A 13526-nucleotide genomic window follows, 5' to 3' on the forward strand; every position below is an offset into this window, starting at 1 on the left:
GCCATGCCCAAAGGATCCCTGGTCAAATACCGGAAGAAGCGCGATTTCTCGCATACGCCGGAGCCGCGGGCGGAAATGGGGGTGGGCCGGGGCGGCCGCTTCGTGGTGCATGAGCATCATGCCAGCCGATTGCATTACGATCTGCGCATCGAGATGGGCGGAGTGCTGAAGTCGTTCGCGGTGCCCAAGGGGCCGAGCCTGGATCCCGAGGTGCGCCGCCTGGCGGTGGAAACCGAGGATCATCCCGTCAAGTACCTGGAATTCCAAGGCTCCATCGCCGACGGCAATTACGGAGCGGGCCAGATGGTGATCTGGGATCGGGGAAGCTATCGCGTGCCTACGGGTGAAGAGCCGATGGAGGCTTATCGCAAAGGCAAATTGCACCTGGAATTCCATGGGGAGAAATTGCGCGGCGTTTTCATGCTCATCCACGGCGCGCACGGCGATCGCCAATGGCTCTTTTTCAAGAAGCATGACGAGGACGCGCAGCCCGGCTGGGAGACTCCGCGCATATTGCCTTATGGCTCCCGCTCGGAACGGCCGCAGGGGTTCGAGATCCCGAAATCGGCCCTGCGTAACGTGAAGGATTGGACTCCCGTGCGAGACCGCGAGGATCGCGGGCGGGGAGCAAGGGGCCGGGCGGGGACCGGAGCCGGAGCGCCGGAAAACGCGTCAACGGGTGCCTCGGGCCGGTGGCCAGCTGGCGCCAAGAAATCCCCCCTGCCGGTTTTCGTAGAACCCATGTTGGCCACTCTCGCCGATGAACCCTTCGATCATCCCGATTGGGTGTTCGAAAGCAAGTTCGACGGTTGGCGCGCCCTGGCGCGCGTGGACGCGAGCAGCCTCCATCTCATCTCGCGCAACCGGCACAGCCTGGACGATATGTTTCCCGAACTGCTGGCCCGCGATAGCCTCAAGGCCAAGTCCTGCCTCATCGACGGGGAAATCGTGGCCCTGGATGATCAAGGCGCGCCGCGTTTCCAATTGCTGCAGAACCGATTGAAAGGGAAAGGCCGCGATAGCGCGGGCATCATCGTTTATTACGCCTTCGATCTTTTGCATTTGGACGGCCAGGATCTGACCGGATGTACCCTATTGGAACGCAAGGCCTTGCTTAAGCGCATCCTGCCCGGGGGCGGCGCCTGGCGCTACTCGGAACATTTCGCCCGCGACGGGAAGGAAATCTTCCGTAATGCGGTGAAGTTGGGCCTCGAAGGCATCGTGGCCAAACGCTCGGGTTCGGTTTACCGCGCCGGACGTTCGGATGACTGGCTCAAGATAAAGTCCAAGCTCCGGCAGGAAATCGTGATCTGCGGCTATACCGAGCCGCGCCGTAGCCGCATCCTGTTCGGATCCCTGGTCGCAGGCCTGTACGGCGGAGGCGAACTCCGCTTCGCCGGCCATGTAGGCGGCGGCTTCAACGCCAAGCTGCTGAAGGAGGTCCACGGGTTCATGAAGCCCCTGGAAACCGCCAAGTGCCCCTTCGCCACGGTCCCCAAAACCAATGAGAAGGTGCAATGGATCAAGCCCAAATTGGTGGCCGAAGTCGAATTCGCCGAGTGGACCGAAGACGGACGCATGCGCCAGCCCATATTCATGGGGCTGCGCCCGGATAAGGATCCGAAGGCGTGCGTGCGTGAATTCGCCCGGCCCACCGACGAGGTGGTGGAGGAAGCGGAAGCCGGGCGCGAACGGGCCGAAGGCGGGACCCGGTCCAAGGCGGGCGGCTCCAAGGCGGGCGGACGCGGCGCCAAGGGAGGCCATAAAGGCGCCGGGCCTAAAACCTCGAAGACCCGGAAACGGCAACCGGATCGCCAGGGTAACACCCAGGATACCCCCGGGATCACCCATCCCGACAAGGTCTACTGGCCCCGCGACGGATACACCAAGGGCGATCTCATCGCCTACTACGATGCGGTTTCCGATTGGATCCTGCCGCATCTCAAGGACCGTCCCCTGATCCTGAAGCGCTTCCCGAACGGCATCGGCAAACCGGCCTTCTTCCAGCATGACGTGAAATCCGCCCCGTCCTTCGTGACGCGCGCCCCCCTGAAGGAAGAGGACGGAAGCCTGGTGCATTATGCGCTTTGCCAGAATAGAGAGTCTCTGCTCTGGTTGGCCAACATGGGCGTTATACCGCAGAACCCCTGGCTCTCGCGCCTGCCCCATCCCGAGCGGCCCGATTTCGCGGTCTTCGATCTGGACCCGCAGGACAGCGTGCCTTTTCCGGAAGTCTGCTCCTCGGCCTTATTTATCAAGGAAGTGCTCGACGGCCTGGGCCTTTCGGCCTGGGTCAAGACCTCCGGGTCGCGCGGTATCCATATCTACGTGCCCTTGAAGCCGCGCTACGATTTCACCCAAGGCCTGGCCTTCGCCGAAATGATCGGGGCCTATGCGGCCAAGCTGAAACCGGATACCTTCACGGTGGAACGCAGCATCAAGGCGCGCCCCAAGGGCCGCATCTACCTGGATTGCATGCAGAATTCGCGCGGCAAATCGGTGGCCTCGGTGTATTCGGTCCGCGAAAAGCCGGGCGCCCCCGTGAGCGCCGCCTTGGAATGGGGCGAGTTGAAGAAGAAGTTCGCCATGGAAGACTTCAACATGAAGACCATGCCCAAGCGCCTGGAGAGGAAGGGGGATCTCTTCGCGGATGCGCTGAAGCAGGGGAACGCCATGGACGGGGCGTTGAAGAAGCTGGGGAAGTTATTGTAGCCGGGCCTCACGGAGCCCGCGGGAATTGCCTACCTTATTCCCATGCCCGGCCTTCCTCCTCCCCGGCATGCCATCACTTCTTCCGCATCCCTGCGGCGCTTGTACTGGCTCATCATCGCCCATCCCCGCTTCGGCCTGCGCTGTCTACGGCTGCTTATAACCATCCTCAGGACCTATATTCTGCCCCAATACACCGCCCATCGGCGGCACCGGGTCGCCCTGGATATGGAGCTGGATGCGGCCGTTCCCTTCGATGAGACGTGGCTTGCGAGTTACCTGGGTTTCGTCCGCCTATGGCAGGGATCCCTCGGCTGGCTCCATCTGCGCTTCGGCGATCGCGCCCTGCCCGAAATGGAAGGCTTTATCGAGGGCTTGGGAATCTTGTTCCGGGAAGCCTGGAAGGTATTCACCGTGCGCGATTCCACCGTGGCCAACCGGCCCGGTCCGCGCTTCCGGGCCGACTCCCTGCTGATCCATGCGTTCGATCGGAACGCTTACTGCTTCCCTTCCCTGCACGTGATGATCGTGCGTTACAATCATCTTCGCCTCGCCGCGGCGGTGGCGCGCTTGGGCGGCGGGGCCGATGCATACGCCGCCGAGATGGCTTTCCTGGAGGAGCGCGCCCTGCGCATCGTCGAATCCATCGTGCATGTGAAGCAGCATAGCTTGAGCGATATACCCGCGGCCCTATTCCTCCTGAACGCCCTGGGCGGCCTGGAAGGCATACCGGAAGCCGACCGCGAAAGCAATTTGCGCTTTCTGGATCGCCTCTTTCTCCAGGGTGAGCACGACCGCCATGGCCGGCGGATCCGGGAATTCATGCGCGCCCTGTACGAGCGGCTGCATTCCGCGCGCGCCTCGGGACGCGGTCCGCACGAGGCCTTGGCCGGATTCCTGGAGCGGTACGAGGAGGAAGTGGCCGAATTGCTGCGTACCGGAGCGGCCGAAATGCCGGCCGCCGACGCCGGGCCCGGATCGGGCGCGGATCCGCGCCGGGACTAATCCCGCAGGAAAATCCCGCGCGCGTTGGCCCGTTTGCGGCGCTCAGCCCGGGTCGTATAGCCGGTTTTGCTTTCGCGATACCTGTTCAAGGACGGATCGGCCGCGCAGCGCAGCGAGAATTCGATCATGGAACGGAACACGTCCATGAGGGTATCCTGCGGCCGGCCCGGCAAGGATTCCAGTCCGCGGCGATCGGATTCGTCCAGGAAACGGTGGATGGATTCCAAGGTCGAAAGGCACCAGGGGGCGGGCTGCTCCTTGATTTCGAAAACCGATTCCCCCGCGGGCGCGAAGGAGATGCGGGGCAGGGCCCGGATATTATGCGATAGGGTCATCATCTTCTTGGCGCATTGCCAGGTCCCGTCGATGAGGAACACCGTCAGGCGCCGGCCCGCTTCCGCCTCCCGTAACAAAGGGGTTACGTCCCCTCGGGAAATGTCCAGCGCCTTTTCCCCGGGATAGAGGACCATGCACAGGTTGGCGGGATCGGATATCAGGGCGTTGACGCGCGCATCCGCGGTAAAATCCACGCCCACGATGATCTCCGAATCCAGCATGGCCGCATGGGTCAGGCGCCCGGTCCCCAGGCGCTCCCGCCTGGCTTCCTTGGGATGCATGAGCAGGACGAAAAGGGTGCGGGTGGCGAAGGGCCGGATCCAGGGGCAACGGCACAGATGCGGCAGCCAATGGCAGCGGTAGCAGAGGCGCTCGCGGGGGTAATCGGGGGCTTGTTCGACGAGGGCCCGTTTGCGGGCGAGATAGGCGGCTTTGTCCACGGGATAAAGTTAGCAACCCGTCTTGATATATTTGGACCATGGCCTCTCCGACCCCCGTCGAACGCACCCTGGCCGCCGTATGGCGCATGGAATCGCCGCGCATCATCGCCGCCATCGCCCGCATCCTCGGGGACGTAGGGCTGGCGGAGGAATGCGCGCAGGAGGCCCTCCTTTCCGCCTTGGAGAAATGGCCCTGCGAGGGGCTGCCCGATAATCCCGCCGCCTGGCTGACCACGGCCGCCAAGCATCGCGCCCTGGATCGCTTGCGTTCCGAAAAGCTCCACCATGAAAAGCATTTGGCCCTGGGACGGGAACTGGACGAAGCGGCCGATCGCGCCGAGGCCGATCTGGACGAGGCCCTCGACGATCCCATCGGGGACGATATGCTGCGCCTCATCTTCACGGCCTGCCATCCGGTACTTTCGACCGAAGCGCGCACGGCCCTCACCCTACGCCTGGTGGGCGGCCTCGCCACCGACGAGATCGCCCGCGCCTTCCTGGTCCCCGAAGCCACCATGGCCCAACGCATCGTGCGCGCCAAGCGCGCCCTGGCCGAAGCCAAGGTTCCCTTCGAGGTCCCGCGCGGCGAAGATTTCGCCACCCGCCTGGCGTCGGTCCTGGAGGTCATCTACCTCATCTTCAACGAAGGCTATTCCGCCACGTCGGGCGGGGATTGGATGCGCCCGGCCCTCTGCGAAGACGCCCTGCGCCTGGGCCGCGTCCTGCAGGGCTTGGCGCCGCAGGAATCGGAGGTCCATGGCCTGGCGGCATTGATGGAGATCCAGGCGTCGCGGACGGCGGCCCGCATCGGGCCGAAGGGGGAGGTCATCCCTTTGACGGAACAGAACCGCGCGGCCTGGGATCGCTTGCTGATCCAACGGGGACTGGACGCCTTGGCCCGCGCGGAAAACGTAGGGCCCGGCCTCGGCCCGTACGGACTGCAAGGCGCCATCGCCGCCTGCCATGCGCGCGCGCGGACCGCGGCGGAGACCGACTGGGCCCTCATCGCCTCCAACTACGAGTCCCTGGCCAAGATCGCGCCTTCGCCCGTGGTGGATCTCAATCGCGCGGTGGCGCTGGCCTACGCCTATGGGCCCCGGATTGGGCTGGAGGCGGTCGAGCGTCTTTCCGGGGAACCCGCGCTGAAAGGCTATTATCTGCTGCCCGCGGTGCGCGGGGACTTGCTGTACAAACTGGGACGCTTCGGGGACGCCGCGGGGGAATTCGCGCGCGCGGCGGATCTGACGCGCAATGAAAAGGAACAGGCCTTCCTCAGGGCGCGCGCGGAGGCCTGCATGTGGGGCAAAGGGCCAGGTAGTCCCGATGGAGCGGCCTGATGGCCGCGCCGGTCAGGGTTGTTGTTTCGGGCAGTTCAGCATCCAGTTGATGCCGTATTTGTCGGTGAGCATGCCGAAGCGGGCGCCCCAGAAGGTATCCTGCAAGGGCATTCCGATCTCGCCGCCTTCGCTTAGGCCTTTCCAAACCGCGTCCTGTTCTTTGCCGTCGCCGAACTCCAGCAGCAATTTGGTGTTAGTGCCGGCCTTGACCGGGTTTTGCGGATTGCCGGAGGAAGCGGTGAATCGGACAGCGCCGGCCTTGAACACGGCATGCACGACTTCGTCACGGAGGGGAGGCGGAACGTCCAACTTCGCATCGGAGTAAGTCTGGATGCTTTCGATTTCGCCGCGTAGGGCTTGCTTGTAAAACCCGAGCGCCTCGCGGGTTTTGCCAGGCTGGAAATTGAGGTGGGGCGTAAGCGACTTCATGGTATGCGTCCTTCCCGGATGGTTCCGGGAATATAAATTCCCGCAACCGTTGCGGGGATCACGAAACGGATTCGGCGCTGTAACGGGCGATCAGGCCCGTGCGAATGGCGCGCCGGTAGGTGATCCGGAAGAAGCCGATGGCCAAAGCCGCGTAGAATGCGGTCAAGGCCCCTCCCGCCAGGAGAGGCGTCCAGGCCAAACGCCCGCCGCCCACCACCGAACGCAGGCCTTCGAAGACGTAGGAGGGCGGAACCAGGTAGGAAATGGCGCGCATCCATCCCGGCAGGCTGGACATGGGATAGAAGACGGCGGCGAAGGGCCCCAGGGTGGCCGGGATCATCCAGATGAACCATTCCGACGCGGGACCCAGGCGCAACACCAGTCCCGCCCCGAACACGCCCAGGGAAATGCCGGTGAAGAAGAGGATGAGGAGATAGGGAAAGGAGAGCGCGCCCAAGGCGAAGAACGGCAGGCCGAAGACCGTGGTCGCCATCGCCAGCATGACGAGGAGCCCGACCAGGCTGGTGGCGATGCTCGTGAGCATCAGGCCGGCGAGATACTCCCCCACGGTGAGCGGGGTGGCGAAGAAGTTGAGGAAGTTGCGCGACCACACGTCTTCGAGAAAGGCGGTGGTGACGCCTTGGGCCACGCGCACCAGGAAATCCCACAGCAGCACGGCTCCCAAAAGGCGGGGTACGAAATTGAGCGGCGAGCCCGCCACCGAGTCGAGGTAACGCGAAAGGAACCCCCAGGTGAGCATATCGATGGCGACCCAGGCGAACAATGGCAAGAAGCGCGCGAAGGTGCCCCGGATGAGATAGTACTGGCGCAGTACGACGGCCAAGACGCGCGCGGCCGACATCAGGGAGCCTCCGGGATCAGGGACTCGCGGGCCAAGGCGATGAAGAGTTCTTCCAAGGTTTTCTTGCCATTGGCGGCGGGCAGCTTGCGGGGATCCCCTTCCAGCAGGATGCGGCCCTTGGAAATGAAGAGCACCCGATCGCAGACCTCCTCCACCTCGTACATGTTATGCGAGGTCCAGAGCACGCCGCCGGTGCCGGCGGCCGCGAAGGCGCGGATGCGCCGGCGGATGTCGCGGGCCATGGCGGGATCGAGCGAGGCCGTGGGCTCGTCGAGCAGGAGAAGGCGCGGGCGGTTGATCATGGCCTTCGCCAGCGACACGCGCGTCTGCTCCCCGGAGGACAGGACCCCGCATTTGGTATTCCGGAAACGGATCAGATCGGATTCGGCCAGGGATTCCTCGATGCGGGCTTTGAGATCGGGCACGGAATAGATGAGGCCGAACACGCGCAGGTTCTGGTAGACGGTAAGATTGCCGGGTAGGGCCGCGTATACGGCCGCGAAGTTGGTGCGGTCCAGTGCCTGCGCCCGGTGCTTGCGCAGATCCATCCCTTCGATGGCGATGCTGCCCGACGTGGGTTCCAAAACCCCCAGCACCATGTTCAATGTGGTGGTCTTGCCCGCGCCGTTGGGTCCCAGCAGCCCTACGATTTCGCCGCTTTCGACCGCGAAGGAAACGTCGCGCACGGCGTCGACGTCGCCATAAGTCTTGCAAAGGCCTTGGGCCGAGAGTACGGGCATGGCGGGCTAAGCTAGTTTTTCGCCATCTGCCGCAAGCGGACTTTTACCAACTTCTTCACCAATGCCGCCGGCAAAGGCGCATCGATGGGAAAGCGGATGGTACCCCGGCTGGTCGCATAGCCCTTCAGGTCTTGCGCGCAAACTTCGATCGGGTAGGAAGTCGGAAAGAAGGAAAGATGCGATTTCATGGCCGCGTAGTAGGCAACCACTCCGTCCGGATTCCGGAAAGCGGGCACGCCATAGCTGATGCATTCCTCGGCCCCGGGGAGGAGGGCTTTCAGGGTGCGGCGTAGCTTTTCCATGCCTGCGCGCTTCTCCTGGTCCAGGTTCGCGAAATATTCCGCGACGGTGGGCGATCTCCCCGTCCTTCCCTTCGCGGGACCCTGGGCAGAGGGCCGTTTTCCGGTAGTCTTCTTCTTGCGCGCTGCCATAACGAAGTCCCTTATCGGCCGGCCGCGGCCCTCTTTAATTCCTCCGAGGTAATAATATAAGGAACGTATTTCTTGTCGTCTCCCAGGATGTGCCGCGTAAGCCACACCCTGAAAAAGTTGCAGAGCCTTCCGGCGGTGGCCGTATTCGGGGCTTTCAGATATTTGCGCGCCAACCCATCCATGACATGCAACAGTTCGCGATGGGTGCGCATATGATCCTTGATATGGGGAAACCGGGCCTGGCGCATCAGCTCCTCTTCGTCCTGGAAATGGTTTACGGTAAGCGTGAGAAGCCGGCCGAGGGCGCCGCGCGCCTGATCGTGCTCCTCGTTCGACTGGCACAGGTAATATTCGTGCATCGCGCACATGAGGCCTTTGTGTTGCCCATCGATGTCGGGGACTCCGACCGTGTAAAGCGGACTCCATACGAAGCTATTCATGGTGGGCCCTCGGAACCGAGTATAAGGGAGGGGCGATCATCGAAAGGGAGGATTGCCATAGTGGCGGAAAATCTCCTTGACTTATATAGCGTTTGTGCTATATTATAGCATAGGTGATATAAAATGCCCTTCGCAGCCCAGAAAATTCGAGAATTCAGGCAGAAAGTAGGCCTCACCCAAGTCGGCCTCGCGGCGGTTTTGCAGGTCCCCCAATGCACTGTGGCCCGTTGGGAAACCGGTTTTTCCGTTCCCAGCGCCGAGCATATCGGCCTGATGTGCGATTTCGGTTACGTGAAGGGCGTTCGGCCGGATTTTTTCTTTCCCAATTTCAACCCGCTTCCAGTACGGCTGGAAGCATCGCTCACGGCGCAGCCGGTGGCGGAATAGGAGGCGGTATGGTGACGTATCTGGAACAAGGCGCGGCCCCGGCGATGGACGAGGGCGTATCCGTGGTGGCCTTTTCGGCGCAGTGGTGCCCGCCATGCAAGGTAATGGATCCCATCTACGAATCGGCGGCAACCCGATTCCCTGCGCTACGGTTCCTGAAAGCCAATCAGGAAGCCGTACCGGATCTTTTCAACCGCTACGCCGTTCAGGCCATTCCGACCTATGTGGTATTCAAGGACGGGAAAGAGGTGCATCGCCAAGTGGGCGCGCTACCCGCCTCGCGCTTCGACGCCATGCTGGGCCGCTTCGCCGCTTAAGGGCGCATAGGCCGCAGCGTCGGCGGAATCAAAGGGCCGGCGCCGCCGGCCCCGCTTCAAATGCGCTTTTCCAGGCTTGCCGAAAGGGTCTCGAAACCCAATTCGTCGCAGAAGGAAAAGGCTTCATGGTTGCGGGCCAGGACTTCCATCTGAACGCTACGGGCCCGGTGGCGACGGGCCCATTCCTCCGCTTCGGACATGAGGGTCGACCCGATGCCGGAATTGCGCATGCGGCGGGCGACGATCAGGTCGTGGACCCTGAGGACCGGAGGGGTTTTCGCCGATCCGGTGGAACGGACCAGGGAGGCGTGCAGGCAGGCGACGATTTCCCCGGCGCGTTCGCAAACCAGGAGCAACCCGTTGCGATCCGAGATCCAGTCCTGGACTTGGCGGCGCGACCGCGCGGCGCGCGGGTTGCGGACGTCTCCCGGCAGAAGCCGGGCGTGATTGCGATCATTTTCCTGGAAAAGCCCTAGCAACTCCTCGGAATCGGCCTCGATCGCGGGACGAATGGCCATCGGAATTGCGCTCGCTTGGGTCATGATTTGCCTCCGGTTACGGGTCCCCCGGGATCGGGGATGCCAGCAACCTACCTCGGTTCCCGCGAGGTAACAAGGTCCAATTTTCGTGGTGCCTAACGGGCCTATTGCGAACCCGTTTCCCCAACGTTGCTAAGGCGTGACTTCCACCACGAATTTCCCTTCGGCCAATCCCACCGGTATCTCCCCGCGGGCCACGCTTTCCAGCAAGGCGTTGGGCTCGTACTCGAAGGGGATCTCCCGGGGAAGGCCCGAACGCAAAGCGATCAATTTGGCCTCCTCGAAATCGAGGACGTTCTTCCAATAAGGATGATCGATGGGGTGGGCGCGCATATAAGCGGCGAAGGTCTCCGTCTCTTGGATGGGGAATTGGCCGGGCATGCACGAGCGGCAATAATCCGCCAACATTTCCTCAACCCAGGCCGCGCCTTTCAGGCGCAACAAGAATTGCATGGCCAGCCCCATCAAGTCGGTGAGGTTCCCCCAGCGGAAACTGTTGGCGATCATGCGGTAGGTGGCGAGGCCGCGATCGCCGCGGAGCTTCGGGAATACCGGGCCCGCTTCCCGTTCCTGGGCGGTCCAGAGGCCGAGGGCCTTTTCCCATGCGGCAGGGGTGATGCTTTCGGCGGAATCCAAGGGGATGAGGTCGGCGCGCGAGGCAATCTCCGCTCGAGGACGCGAACCTTCGGCGCGGGCCTTATAGCGCCCGTCCCAAAGGCCGCGAAGGACTTGCAGTTGTTGCGCCAGAAGATCCATGCCGGCGCGCGGGACGAAGTAGGGTACGACTTCCAGGGTCAATGCCCGCACCTTGCGGAGCCGCGGAAGGACGCGTTCGGCCAGGGCCAAGACCTCGTCCTGCAAGGTGCCGTTATGGGCGTCCAGCCAGACGCCTTCGTCGAGACGGGCCCCGGCCAGGTGGACTTCGATCACGCGATCAAGCGGGATGGCGTCCAGGTATTCCTCCACCGGTTGGCGGCCGTTCCTTTCATTGACCCAGAGGTTGGTCAGATCCAGGAGGATGCCGCAATCCAGGCCATCGGACACCCGGGCCATGAACTCGCCGTCGGACAAGGTCCCGCAGGCGGACCGCAGGTAATTGACCTGGGTCTCCAGGGCGAACGGGGCAGGTAACCCGCGCGATACCTGCCGGATGCTCGCGACGGCGGTTTCGGCCCCCGCCGGGGTCTGCAGGGGCGGTAGCATCATGCCGGCGAAATAACGCTCGCCATTCTCCCGCTGGTGCAGAAAGCTCAAATGCTCGCTGATCCACGCCGGCTTCAGCCGAGCGCAGACTTCGTGGAAATGCCCGGTCATCCCCGGGGGCGGTAGCACCGTCCCGGCCGCTCCGCCGCCCACGCCATGGACGATTACCGGCTTGCCGCTTTGCTCCAGGAAAGCGAATGCCTCCTCCCGCATGGCGTAGGGCCGCGCGTCCCCGGCGCGATAGTCCCACCACATTTGCGGTTCGATCTCGATGATGTCGACCAGTCCCGTGCCCGGCGCGAGCAAGGGCTCGACGCCGGGCACCCACACGAGTCCCACGCCCGATGGCGCGCGTTCCGGCGAGCCGGAATGCGTTTCGGTTCCATTGCCGGCCATTGGTTCCTCCTCCTTCAAGCTGGGTTCCCGCGAGGCGATCCGGTCAGACGGATCCGCTCATGTCCTTGAAGCGTACGTCCACCGCCGAGGTGCAGGGCGCATGCCGCATGGACGCGATGATCTTGTCCGCGATGTTGTGCTTCTTATTGAGATCGAAGCCCAGGCCCGCGGGGATGGTGACTTTCTGGCTCATGGATGTACTCCTTTGCGAGCGGCCCGGCATTGGGCCGTTCGGAGGTATAGACACCATAGCCGGAAGATCGGGTACATCGAAATTTCCGATGCCCGGGAATTTTTCCGGAAGGGAGCGGGAGGGGAATCAGCCGAGGAGGCCGGCGTCGGGTTCGCGATTACGGAAACGAAGGCGCGAGGCTTCCATGAGCTTGGCCTTCTCGACTTCGCGATCACGGGGAGGCGCGGAGGTTACCAGGGAGCGGATCAGCTCCCGGGCCGATGCGTGGATTTGATCCACGGCCAGGTCGAAGGCGGCCTGATTGGCTTGCGAGGGCCTGGCGAAACCGCTCAGCTTGCGGACGAATTGCACGGCCGAAGCGCGGATTTCCTCTTCGGTGGCCGGCGGGGCGAAATTGAACAGGGTACGGATGTTGCGGCACATGGATCCCAATTTACATCGACTTGGCGGGACGGGCTTGCCGCGGGGCCTTGTTGATATATTCCGCATGGCGTTAAGCGAAGGGGAAACGATGGCAATCGAGAAATCCGCGATCCTCGCGATCGAAAGCGACCTTATCGAGGCGATCAAAAAGGACGACATCTCCTTTTTAGAGGCCGCCCTGCATGATGATCTGATTTTCCTGGCTCCCAATGGGCAACTCATTACCAAGCAGATGGATTTGGACTCCCATAGAAGAGGCGACATGACCGTCGATCATCTGATCCCCTCCATCGAGGAGGTAAGGATATCGGGCGACGTCGCTACGGTAGTCGTGGTCTATGAAACGAAAGGAACCATGTTAGGGAATCCCATCCAAGGCAGGTTCCGCTATCTCCGGGTTTGGAAAGAGTTCGCGGATGGTTTGAAAGTGGTCGCCGGGGGCTGTTTCATGCTAGGCCAGTAAGGCCAAGCTTGAATCGGAAGGAAGCATTTACGCGTTTGCGGAGTCGCGGCCGAAGCGGTAGAACGCAGCGTTGATCCACAAGAAGGCCCCGTAAGCGATGGTTCCGATCGCCACCGCGGCGAAGGCCTTGTGGTTCAGGCTGCCCAGGAAATCGAAGGCGCTATCGGTGTCCCGCACTTTCGACGGGTCGGAAGCCCATGCCGCCTTGGCCAGGCATCCGCCCAGCACCCAAAGGATGACGCCGCGGGCCGCGAATCCCGCCCATGCGAGGGCGTCCACGCAAGGGCGGACGGGGGCCGCCAGGCGATCCATGCGGATGCGGATCCGATGATTGCCTGCGGCGATGTAAACGAATTGGTAAAAGCCGACCAGCACGATGACGACACCGAACGCGCCCACCAGCCAACGGCCGTCGTGCCATTGGAATACGCGCGCGACGAGATCGCGTTGGCTTTGCTCGCCATGGCCTCCGCGGCCGGCCAGCACCTTGAGGGCGGAAACAGCGATGAGCCCATAGGTAAACGCCCCCACCACGGTCGTGGAGCGATCGATGAGGCCGGCCGGGCCGGCGTCGAGGCCGTAAGGATCGCGCGCGGCTTCGTACAACCGCCATGCCATGTAGCCGAACACGCCAAGGCAGATGGCGATGACCAAGGCCGTGCCGGCCGGGAATTCCCGCAGGCGTTGCAGGATGCGCTCTTCGTCCGCGGCGGGCCGGGCCAGCCGCAGTAACGCCAACTGGGCCCACGTTCCGATCAAGGCATACACGGCGCCGATGGAAACGCATCCGGCGCGGGCGCAGAAACGCAATACCGGACCGGCCCGATCGGCCGCGGGATCGCGCGCGTTGGCCATGACTCAAGATAAAGATAGGGC

General features: G+C 63.0%; 17 protein-coding genes. 6 read left to right on the top strand and 11 right to left on the bottom strand.

Annotation, left to right across the window (positions count from 1 at the left end):
* Window positions 1–3 precede the first annotated feature (3 nt).
* Together ligD and JF616_01820 are read left to right on the top strand one after the other, a co-directional pair.
* Window positions 4–2712: a DNA ligase D gene (gene ligD / locus JF616_01815; GenBank protein MBW8886467.1), complete on the top strand. Its 2709-nt coding sequence runs from the start codon at window positions 4–6 to the stop codon at window positions 2710–2712.
* A 42-nt stretch (window positions 2713–2754) separates the two neighbouring features.
* Window positions 2755–3714, top strand: coding sequence for a hypothetical protein (locus JF616_01820; GenBank protein MBW8886468.1), 960 nt, complete (start codon window positions 2755–2757; stop codon window positions 3712–3714).
* Here JF616_01820 and JF616_01825 read toward each other — a convergent pair.
* On the bottom strand, window positions 3711–4490 hold the full coding sequence (locus tag JF616_01825) for a DTW domain-containing protein (protein ID MBW8886469.1): 780 nt from the start codon (window positions 4488–4490) through the stop codon (window positions 3711–3713). The two genes, JF616_01820 and JF616_01825, sit on opposite strands and share 4 nt — an antisense overlap.
* 38 nt (window positions 4491–4528) lie before the next feature.
* Between JF616_01825 and JF616_01830 the strand changes: the two genes are divergently transcribed.
* The gene (locus tag JF616_01830) at window positions 4529–5827 is read left to right on the top strand and encodes an RNA polymerase sigma factor (protein MBW8886470.1); all 1299 of its coding nucleotides are present in this window, start codon (window positions 4529–4531) and stop codon (window positions 5825–5827) included.
* Between the two features lie 12 nt (window positions 5828–5839).
* On the opposite strand, the gene JF616_01835 is transcribed toward JF616_01830, so the two are convergent.
* The 5 genes from JF616_01835 to JF616_01855 are packed head-to-tail and all read right to left on the bottom strand — an operon-like array spanning window position 5840 to window position 8729.
* Window positions 5840–6256: a VOC family protein gene (locus JF616_01835; protein MBW8886471.1), complete on the bottom strand. Its 417-nt coding sequence runs from the start codon at window positions 6254–6256 to the stop codon at window positions 5840–5842.
* A gap of 58 nt (window positions 6257–6314) precedes the next feature.
* Window positions 6315–7118 carry an ABC transporter permease gene (locus JF616_01840; protein MBW8886472.1) on the bottom strand — a complete coding sequence of 268 codons (804 nt, stop codon included), beginning with the start codon at window positions 7116–7118 and terminating at the stop codon, window positions 6315–6317.
* Window positions 7118–7858, bottom strand: a complete 741-nt coding sequence (locus JF616_01845; protein ID MBW8886473.1) for an ABC transporter ATP-binding protein — start codon at window positions 7856–7858, stop codon at window positions 7118–7120. The genes JF616_01840 and JF616_01845 overlap by 1 nt, the downstream gene beginning before the upstream one ends.
* A gap of 11 nt (window positions 7859–7869) precedes the next feature.
* Window positions 7870–8289, bottom strand: a complete 420-nt coding sequence (locus JF616_01850) for a DUF1801 domain-containing protein (GenBank protein ID MBW8886474.1) — start codon at window positions 8287–8289, stop codon at window positions 7870–7872.
* A gap of 11 nt (window positions 8290–8300) precedes the next feature.
* A complete protein-coding gene (locus JF616_01855; GenBank protein ID MBW8886475.1) occupies window positions 8301–8729 on the bottom strand; it encodes a hemerythrin family protein in 429 nt (142 codons plus the stop codon).
* A gap of 123 nt (window positions 8730–8852) precedes the next feature.
* Between JF616_01855 and JF616_01860 the strand changes: the two genes are divergently transcribed.
* Together JF616_01860 and JF616_01865 are read left to right on the top strand one after the other, a co-directional pair.
* Window positions 8853–9116 (top strand): helix-turn-helix transcriptional regulator, encoded by a 264-nt coding sequence (locus JF616_01860; protein MBW8886476.1) that lies wholly within the window; start codon window positions 8853–8855, stop codon window positions 9114–9116.
* 8 nt (window positions 9117–9124) lie between these two features.
* Window positions 9125–9433 carry a thioredoxin family protein gene (locus JF616_01865; GenBank protein ID MBW8886477.1) on the top strand — a complete coding sequence of 103 codons (309 nt, stop codon included), beginning with the start codon at window positions 9125–9127 and terminating at the stop codon, window positions 9431–9433.
* A gap of 56 nt (window positions 9434–9489) precedes the next feature.
* On the opposite strand, the gene JF616_01870 is transcribed toward JF616_01865, so the two are convergent.
* From JF616_01870 to JF616_01885, 4 genes are all read right to left on the bottom strand, one after another.
* Entirely contained in the window at window positions 9490–9975 is a 486-nt protein-coding gene (locus JF616_01870) for a GNAT family N-acetyltransferase (protein ID MBW8886478.1), read from the bottom strand.
* Window positions 9976–10104: 129 nt separating this feature from the next.
* Window positions 10105–11571, bottom strand: coding sequence for a DUF692 family protein (locus tag JF616_01875; protein ID MBW8886479.1), 1467 nt, complete (start codon window positions 11569–11571; stop codon window positions 10105–10107).
* Window positions 11572–11614: 43 nt separating this feature from the next.
* Window positions 11615–11764, bottom strand: coding sequence for a hypothetical protein (locus JF616_01880; GenBank protein ID MBW8886480.1), 150 nt, complete (start codon window positions 11762–11764; stop codon window positions 11615–11617).
* A gap of 126 nt (window positions 11765–11890) precedes the next feature.
* Window positions 11891–12187, bottom strand: a complete 297-nt coding sequence (locus JF616_01885; protein MBW8886481.1) for a DUF2277 domain-containing protein — start codon at window positions 12185–12187, stop codon at window positions 11891–11893.
* 88 nt (window positions 12188–12275) lie between these two features.
* Between JF616_01885 and JF616_01890 the strand changes: the two genes are divergently transcribed.
* Window positions 12276–12650 carry a nuclear transport factor 2 family protein gene (locus JF616_01890; GenBank protein MBW8886482.1) on the top strand — a complete coding sequence of 125 codons (375 nt, stop codon included), beginning with the start codon at window positions 12276–12278 and terminating at the stop codon, window positions 12648–12650.
* A gap of 27 nt (window positions 12651–12677) precedes the next feature.
* Here the strand turns inward: JF616_01890 and JF616_01895 are convergent, their stop codons facing one another.
* The gene (locus JF616_01895) at window positions 12678–13505 is read right to left on the bottom strand and encodes a DUF1206 domain-containing protein (protein MBW8886483.1); all 828 of its coding nucleotides are present in this window, start codon (window positions 13503–13505) and stop codon (window positions 12678–12680) included.
* Between the last annotated feature and the right edge of the window lie 21 nt (window positions 13506–13526).

Source organism: Fibrobacterota bacterium (assembly GCA_019509785.1).
GTDB lineage: Bacteria > Fibrobacterota > Fibrobacteria > UBA11236 > UBA11236 > Chersky-265.

What these genes read in the sequence shown, in the direction of transcription:
- JF616_01860 (MBW8886476.1), top strand. Translation starts at nt 8,853, where the DNA reads ATGCCCTTCGCAGCCCAGAAAATTCGAGAATTCAGGCAGAAAGTAGGC.
- JF616_01830 (MBW8886470.1), top strand. Translation starts at nt 4,529, where the DNA reads ATGGCCTCTCCGACCCCCGTCGAACGCACCCTGGCCGCCGTATGGCGC.
- JF616_01880 (MBW8886480.1), bottom strand. Translation starts at nt 11,764, where the DNA reads ATGAGCCAGAAAGTCACCATCCCCGCGGGCCTGGGCTTCGATCTCAAT.
- JF616_01850 (MBW8886474.1), bottom strand. Translation starts at nt 8,289, where the DNA reads ATGGCAGCGCGCAAGAAGAAGACTACCGGAAAACGGCCCTCTGCCCAG.
- JF616_01840 (MBW8886472.1), bottom strand. Translation starts at nt 7,118, where the DNA reads ATGTCGGCCGCGCGCGTCTTGGCCGTCGTACTGCGCCAGTACTATCTC.
- JF616_01855 (MBW8886475.1), bottom strand. Translation starts at nt 8,729, where the DNA reads ATGAATAGCTTCGTATGGAGTCCGCTTTACACGGTCGGAGTCCCCGAC.
- JF616_01875 (MBW8886479.1), bottom strand. Translation starts at nt 11,571, where the DNA reads ATGGCCGGCAATGGAACCGAAACGCATTCCGGCTCGCCGGAACGCGCG.
- JF616_01865 (MBW8886477.1), top strand. Translation starts at nt 9,125, where the DNA reads ATGGTGACGTATCTGGAACAAGGCGCGGCCCCGGCGATGGACGAGGGC.
- JF616_01895 (MBW8886483.1), bottom strand. Translation starts at nt 13,505, where the DNA reads ATGGCCAACGCGCGCGATCCCGCGGCCGATCGGGCCGGTCCGGTATTG.
- JF616_01885 (MBW8886481.1), bottom strand. Translation starts at nt 12,187, where the DNA reads ATGTGCCGCAACATCCGTACCCTGTTCAATTTCGCCCCGCCGGCCACC.
- JF616_01870 (MBW8886478.1), bottom strand. Translation starts at nt 9,975, where the DNA reads ATGACCCAAGCGAGCGCAATTCCGATGGCCATTCGTCCCGCGATCGAG.
- JF616_01890 (MBW8886482.1), top strand. Translation starts at nt 12,276, where the DNA reads ATGGCAATCGAGAAATCCGCGATCCTCGCGATCGAAAGCGACCTTATC.
- JF616_01845 (MBW8886473.1), bottom strand. Translation starts at nt 7,858, where the DNA reads ATGCCCGTACTCTCGGCCCAAGGCCTTTGCAAGACTTATGGCGACGTC.
- JF616_01820 (MBW8886468.1), top strand. Translation starts at nt 2,755, where the DNA reads ATGCCCGGCCTTCCTCCTCCCCGGCATGCCATCACTTCTTCCGCATCC.
- ligD (MBW8886467.1), top strand. Translation starts at nt 4, where the DNA reads ATGCCCAAAGGATCCCTGGTCAAATACCGGAAGAAGCGCGATTTCTCG.
- JF616_01835 (MBW8886471.1), bottom strand. Translation starts at nt 6,256, where the DNA reads ATGAAGTCGCTTACGCCCCACCTCAATTTCCAGCCTGGCAAAACCCGC.